Source organism: Candidatus Methylacidiphilales bacterium (genome assembly GCA_028713655.1).
Taxonomy (GTDB): Bacteria; Verrucomicrobiota; Verrucomicrobiia; order Methylacidiphilales; family JAAUTS01; genus JAQTNW01.
This window is the reverse complement of sequence record JAQTNW010000023.1, coordinates 45,174-52,184: the sequence shown is the minus strand read 5'-3', so window position 1 is coordinate 52,184 and position 7,011 is coordinate 45,174. Positions and strand designations below refer to the sequence as shown.

Annotated in this window: 6 protein-coding genes; 3 read left to right on the top strand and 3 right to left on the bottom strand. The window is 54.3% G+C overall.

The window, feature by feature from the left end; genetic code table 11:
- Positions 1-128: 128 nt before the first annotated feature.
- The 3 genes from PHD76_09065 to PHD76_09055 form a co-directional block, all read right to left on the bottom strand.
- Positions 129-899 (bottom strand): class I SAM-dependent methyltransferase, encoded by a 771-nt coding sequence (locus PHD76_09065; protein ID MDD5261982.1) that lies wholly within the window; start codon positions 897-899, stop codon positions 129-131.
- 410 nt (positions 900-1,309) lie between these two features.
- Positions 1,310-3,223 (bottom strand): hypothetical protein, encoded by a 1,914-nt coding sequence (locus PHD76_09060; protein MDD5261981.1) that lies wholly within the window; start codon positions 3,221-3,223, stop codon positions 1,310-1,312.
- A 124-nt stretch (positions 3,224-3,347) separates the two neighbouring features.
- Complete coding sequence (locus tag PHD76_09055; GenBank protein MDD5261980.1) at positions 3,348-4,253, bottom strand: hypothetical protein; 906 nt, start codon at positions 4,251-4,253, stop codon at positions 3,348-3,350.
- Between the two features lie 277 nt (positions 4,254-4,530).
- On the opposite strand from PHD76_09055, the gene PHD76_09050 reads away from it, so the two are divergent.
- The 3 genes from PHD76_09050 to PHD76_09040 all read left to right on the top strand — a co-directional run bounded on the left by PHD76_09050 (position 4,531) and on the right by PHD76_09040 (position 6,601).
- On the top strand, positions 4,531-4,935 hold the full coding sequence (locus tag PHD76_09050) for a DUF1232 domain-containing protein (protein ID MDD5261979.1): 405 nt from the start codon (positions 4,531-4,533) through the stop codon (positions 4,933-4,935).
- 5 nt (positions 4,936-4,940) lie between these two features.
- The gene (locus tag PHD76_09045) at positions 4,941-5,609 is read left to right on the top strand and encodes a hypothetical protein (protein ID MDD5261978.1); all 669 of its coding nucleotides are present in this window, start codon (positions 4,941-4,943) and stop codon (positions 5,607-5,609) included.
- A 224-nt stretch (positions 5,610-5,833) separates the two neighbouring features.
- Entirely contained in the window at positions 5,834-6,601 is a 768-nt protein-coding gene (locus tag PHD76_09040; protein MDD5261977.1) for a hypothetical protein, read from the top strand.
- Positions 6,602-7,011 lie beyond the last annotated feature (410 nt).

Here is a 7,011-nt window from a genome sequence, read left to right as displayed (position 1 = left end):
CCCCTTTTCCCGGCGTTTGACTATCTTGGCCCGTAAATCAGCACTGTAGGATTTCATCCCAATCTTGTACGGAATCCCTCAAGCATTGTACAGCCTTTTAGCGGCTGATTAATATGAATACGCTCTAACTATTTTTTAGATAGGCTCTTCCGCGCCACAACCGCCCAGTCCCAGGGATAGGGCGACTTCATCCACCGCGGCGGGCCGGCAAATTCGGTTTCCCATCCGTATTCCACCTTTTCGATGCTTTCCATTTCAAATCCACCCGAGCTCAGGAAAAGCTCCAATTCTTCCTTCAAATAATGTTTGGTGGGTACGCCATCCACCGGAAAGATGCCTTCATGCACGCGGTCCAACGCGCGCCTGGAAAGCCCGGGGATGCGGGCCTCCGCCGCGCGACGAGGGGTAAAACCATCGCGCAAATTCCATTCGATCAACCGTTGTTGGGTCAAAAAAACGGATTCGAGGGAAGGGAGCACCAGCAAAAGCCTTCCGCCGGGAAGCAGGCAGCGCCGGATGGTTTGCAGGATGCGGCGGCGAAGCGAAAAATTCTCCATGATCAGGACATTGACGCAAAGTCCCCAAGCCGCCGCTTCGAACTTCAAACGGGGCAGGCTCAGATCGACATTATAAAATTCAATATTCCCAAACCGGCGATGCCGGGCCGCCGCCTGCTCCAACAATCCGGCCGAAAAATCCAGCGCGCGCACGTACCGGCATTTTTCCGCAAGCAGGGGAAGAAACTGTCCGGTGCCGCAACCGAAATCGATAACGTCCTTGTCCGGGCCTGCAAGCCGGTTCAACAACCGCCGCAGGCAACCCTTGCGGTCGCTGTGCAGCGCGTGGAAAATTTCCCGGCTGTAGTTTTTGCCAATGCGGTTCCAGTAGGATTTGTCCATGAGCGAGCGTACAAAGAATTAAGGCAAAGAACACATTTCTATCCACAGATTACGCAGATTGGCACTTTTGCGGAAAATACAAAGCGGTGTCGCGCATCCGCTTGCCGCCGCACTCCAAATTAAGTTTTAAGCCAAAAATGTGCTGGCTCTAGCCCGGATGTTTCACACGCTTCTGAAACCCCGTGCAAAGTGTCCTGCTCCAAAGTATGGCGGAAATAGGGGTGCAGGAACATCCGGGTTACATAGCCTGCATAGCCCAGTTCGTGCCTTTCCCAGTTACGTCCAGGCGCTAACAGGTTGACCATTGAAATGAGTATGAAATATGCAGGCTAACCTCTTGCGTCTTTTAGCGGGCAACCCAAACCCCTTTGCTTCGTGTCTTCGTGTGAGACCTTGCCTCCCGCATCCGCTCAATAACTCCGCAAGTCGGAGTTTTCATAAAAATTGATGAACGCGCGGTTCAGGACGCGATAGCCGCCGGGGGTGGGATATTTGCCGGTAAAATACCAGTCGCCGCTATGGCCGGGCAGCGCCTTATGCAGGTTTTCCACAGTCTGGAAAATAATCTTAACCTCGCCCTGCCAGGTGTCGGACTTGGGCGCCACCAGTACGGAAATTTTTTCCGATAATTGCTGCGTGGTAAAGCGGTCGTAAAGGCGTTTGACATGGTTCTGCATGCCGGCCGGCGGCTTGTCCTGCTGCGCAAGGCAGTCGCGGTACACTTCCTGGATCAGATCTTCCATATGGTGTTCCTTCACCAGCGCCACAACCGCCTGGAAGGCGATGAATTTCCCGAGCTGCGACATGTCAATGCCGTAACAATCGGGATAACGGATCTGGGGAGCGGTGGAGGCAATGACGATCTTTTTCGGATTGAGCCGGGCCAGAATCTTGATGACCGAATTTTTCAACGTCGTGCCGCGCACGATGGAGTCATCGATGCAAACCAGGGTATCGCTCGGCGTGATCGTGCCGTAGGAAATGTCGTAGATGTGGGAAGCCAGTTGGTTGCGGTCCGATTCCTGGCTGATAAAGGTTCGCAGCTTGATGTCCTTGTGCGCCACCTTCTCGGCCCTCGGCCAGCCGCGCAGGATGAGCTCGTCCAGAAAATCCTCCGTCATCACCCCCTGCCGCACCGCCTTCAGGATCAAATCCCGCACCTCGAGGCGCCGGCGGAGACGCAACGACTCTAGCAATCCGTAGTAGGCAATCTCGGCCGTATTGGGAATAAAGCTGAACAGTGTGTGGTCGAAATCGGATTGGATCTCCTCCAAAATCTGTTCTCCCAGCAAGGCCCCCAGTTTCTTCCGTTCACGGTAGATATCCTGGTCGTTGCCGCGCGAAAAATAGATCCGTTCAAAGGTGCAGGATTTCAGGGGGGCCGGGTCGTGAAAGGCGCCTTCGCTGACAGCGCCGGTCTTTTTGATCACCAGCACGGAGCCGGGAGTCACCTCGCGCACGTCCTTGTATTCGAGGTCGAAAACCGTCATGAGCGGGGCGCGTTCGGAAGCAACGGCGATCACCTCGTCGTTTTTGAAGTAGAACAACGGCCGGATGCCGTTCGGATCGCGCAGGGCAAACGCATCGCCATTGCCAACCACTCCCGCCAAGGCGTAGCCCCCATCCCAGCCGCGCGAGGCATTTTTGATGATTTCCACGAGGTCCAGCTTCTGGCTGATTCCATGGGCGATGTCCTGGCCCTGAAGCCCCGAGTCGCGAAGGTGGCGGTAAATGTTGTCGTGCTCCTGGTCGAGATGGAATCCGATCTCCTCGAGGAGCGTTTGCGTGTCCGTGCTGAAGATCGGATGCTGGCCGTGATCGATCAGGTGCTGGTTGAGCTCGGAATCGTTGGTGATGTTGAAGTTGCCGGCCAGGATGAGGTTTTTCGTCGGCCAGTTGCTGCGGCGGAAATAAGGATGGCAGGCGCTGATGTTGTAACCGCCCGAGGTTCCGTAACGCAGGTGTCCCAGGTAAACCTCGGCGCCAAACGTAAAGTTGTCCTTCACCGTGACGGCAAATTCGGGATGGATGGTTCCTGCTTTGACCAGCTTGTTGTATTCCTTGAACAATTTGCTGAAAATGCGGTCCAGTGGGTTGCTCTTCATTTCCCGCTCCCGGAAAATGTACGGAAAGCCCGGTTTGACGTTGAGTTTGAGGGCCGCCACACCCGCGCCGTCCTGGCCGCGGTTGTGCTGCTTTTCCATCAACAGAAACAGCTTGATCAGGCCCCAAAGCGGCGTGTTGTATTTCTCATAATAATAGGATAGGGGCTTGAGCAGCCGCACCAGGGCCACGCCACATTCATGCTGGACCGGATCGCTCATAGGTCAGGAATCACATTTTGCAGGATGCGCAGCTATTGGAAAACGCATGGGGCCAGATTAGGCCGCCTCGGAATTAGCACAAGACTGTTCATTTGTGTTCTTCACGGGCGTGCACAACTAAAGTTCAGCGATACAGCATTTCCTGATTTTTGCGCTCGCGCTCGATCTGTTCCTCCAGCTTTTCGGCCTGTTTCTTCGCATCCTCGTCCTTCTTCGGGTCATGCCCCAGAACTTTTTTAAGCTCTTCATCCTTCTCGCTCTGTTTACGGGGATGCAAAAAGAGTTCCACCCGGCGTAAAATCCCGTCTTCATCCTGCGCAAACGACGGGCGATAGGCGTAAAAGTCAGTGGCTTCAGCTTTATCGGGCCGGCTTTCCAGGTCCTGCAGGTCCCGTACTATGGGAATCAACAGTTTGTCCTTCTCGCCCGACTTGAGGATTGCAGGGTCGGGTCCGGGCCTGCCGATTTCACGATACGATTTGAAGATATGATCCAGCGGTTGCCCGCTTATGAGCAAATCCTTGGCTTTTTCCCCGGTCACAAAATCCTCCGGTTTCAGAGGTCCCCGCAACTTTTCAGACAGTACAAAATTCCATTCGCTTGGATCGCTGTAACGCACATTGTCCGGTTCCTGGGTATTGCTGAAACGATCGAGCTTGCTGGCCCGCCAGCCGACATAGTCGCCGCTTTTGACCCAGTCCACGGTCGATGGCAGCCAATGACCCGAGGGAACCCAAACCCAGCCATCCGCAACCCGTTTGGTCCAATACCCGTAATGGTACGTCACCCACGAACCGGCGTCGGCGCCTTTCCAGGTCCAACCATAGTCCGTGTATATCCACTGGCCGTTGCGATAGGGCGCCCAGTCTTTTTCAACTTTGGGGCGGTATAAAAATTTGGTTGTTTTATTCTCTTCCCAGGTTCCCTGGGTTTTCAGCGCATCAACGACCAGATCAAAATCAACCAACGGCCTTTGAACCGATACACCCTCCACCACAAGAAGAAGAGCTGCGGCGCTTAAAAAGTTCATGTAATAATATTAGCGTGCTTCGGAACCGACCCAAGCAGAATTATTTTGCGTCAATTGCATGGATTGCCGCGTCGCTACGCTCCTCGTCCGCCGCGGCGGAACGCGGTCGCGTATGGCCTTATGCCAACAAAGATGATGACTCGGGCAACTCGTCATCGCGAGACCGGCGAAGCCGGACGTGGCGATCCACCGCAACCACCTGATCTTAATGTGCATTATCATGGACAAACAGAAGCAATTATCTTGTCTTTGCCTTGGAAAATTACAGGTTGGTTTTATGCCTGAAATTGCCAACTTTGTCCGCCGGGGAGCCGCCAAGATCAGCCCCGTGACCTTAAAACGCCTTTTGCATGAACTGCCGCTGCTCAAGCTCGAATTCACCCAGATTCATGCGCCCAAATTTCCCCACCTCGTGGACCAACTCACATTTTTAGCGGATGTGGTTGAGGATTTTGCGGAAAATGAAGCGGATGAAATGCCCTATTACGCCGTCGCGGAAGCCATCTTCGCTCTTTTTTACGGGCATAAACGGACAGACCTGATCCCGGATTTCCTGCCTTCCCTCGGTCATGCGGACGATTCCAGCGTCGTGCGTTCCGTGCTCATCATGCACGAACATTATTTTCAGGCCTACGCCGAAAAACATCACATGGACTGGTCCAAGATCACCAGCAGTCCCTGACCTGCATGGAAATCTCGCCCTGGCTCATCCGTCTTGAAAATCGTTTTGGACATTGGGGCATTCCCCACCTGATCCGCAGCCTCGTCATCCTGAACTGCCTCACCTTCGTGCTTCAGACCCTGAGTCCGGGTTTTGACGACAGCCTGCTTTTCGACCCGCAGGCGGTGCTGCACGGAGAGGTCTGGCGCGTGTTCAGCTTTTTGCTGGTGCCGGCTTTTGCGCCCGGCTCTTTCGGCATGATCTTTTTTTTGATCTCCATGTATTTCACCTGGTTTATCGGCGAGGGACTGGAAAACGCCTGGGGCGCCTTTCTTTTAAATTTTTATATGCTGGTCAGCGTCCTGTTTTTCTCGCTGGCGGGTGTTCTTTTCTATCAGGGGCCGATTCCCAGCACCTATATCATGGCCTCGCTGTTGTTCGCGTTTGCCACGCTCTATCCGGACCTGCCGATCATGATTTTCCCGCTGCCGATCCAGATTCCGATAAAATACCTCGCCATTTTTTCCGCTGCCATGATGGGGCTCCAGGTCATATTTGACCTGGCTTTGGCGCCGCTGGTTCTAGCCAGCATGGCCGGTTACTTCCTGTTCGTCGGGCCGGGCGCCATTCAATCGTGGAAAATGCGTTTGGATTCCCGCCGGCGCATGAAAAAATTCCGGGGCGATGACTCCTAACCCGGATGCCTCATCTGATTATGAAAGCCACACGAAGTCCAGCGGGAAAGCACGGGGAACCTTGGAGTGTGCCGGCAGAGCATAGCGGCGACGGCGCTTTGTACTCGCGACATCGGTCGGAGTTGTTCTTTGCTGGAGATACAAAGCGGTGTCGCGCCTACGGCTTGCCACCGCACTCCATATCGCTCCATGGTCAAAACCATATTTCTTGAATGGGAACTTATTTGAAACTGGAACCTGGCATTGCGAGGCGGTTTTGCCTGGGTCTGCTTTTGCTCTGGGCCGCCTTTCCATCCGCGGGCCTCTGCGACGATTCCTTCTCGATTCCCACCGGCTGCCAGCAACTGGTTCTGACACTGACAGACGACTGGAACTTAAGCAATGGCGTTCTCCAGCGCTTTGAGCGCAGCAACGATGAATGGCATCCGGTCGGCCAGCCCTGGCCGGTCCGGCTTGGCAAGAACGGCCTGGCCTGGGGCCGCGGACTGCATCCCGCGGACCTGGACGGTCTTGTAAAAAAAGAGGGCGATGGCCGCGCGCCCTGCGGGGTCTTTGCAATAGGAGAGGCCTACGGTTATGATCCCGAAATTCAAAAAAATCCAAACCTCGGCTACACCCAGGTCACCGAGCAGGATTTGTGGGTGGAAGACAGCTCTTCCCCGTATTATAACAAACACCTGCGGCTCCCCGGGCGCGGGCCCCAAAACGACTGGGAGAAACGGCAGCAAATGCGGATGGACGACCCGGCCCATCGCCTGAAATTATTCATCGGCCACAATACCGGGCCGGGGACAGAACGCGGGGCGGGCAGCGCGATTTTTTTCCATATCTGGCGCGAGAATGGCGCCAAGCCGACAACCGGCTGTACGGCCATGGAGGAACAACGATTGCGGGAGCTGATCGCATGGGTCGATCCCGCCGCCAAGCCGCTCTACGTCCTGCTGCCCAAGCCAGTCTATCAGCAACTTGTGAAGCAATGGAAATTGCCGTGACTCGGCACGCAAAAAAGGCTTTAAACTTAAAACTCTGATTGTTCACAACCCAAATTCATGCATGCTGATGGCATGTGCATGGCGCTTCTGAAACGAGTCCGCTTCAATTCCCGAAATAGGTTGAAAACAACCTACTGCAATAAGAACCGAATCGAAACTAATGTGCGTTCGGATTAAAAAATATGAAACCAGTCATAAGGTGGACGATGATTATTGGTGGTATAATGACCCTTGCTGGGCCTGCCTTGGGCGTTTTGGGAACAGTCATCGGAATGATCGGTGGTTTTAACACACTTGGCGAGTCGGGCATTGCACACACAGACAAATTGTCATCAGATATATCATCCGTCATGATTTCCACGGTGGTTGGCATATCTATTGGTGTCACGGGTTTAGGTGTCCTTGTTTTC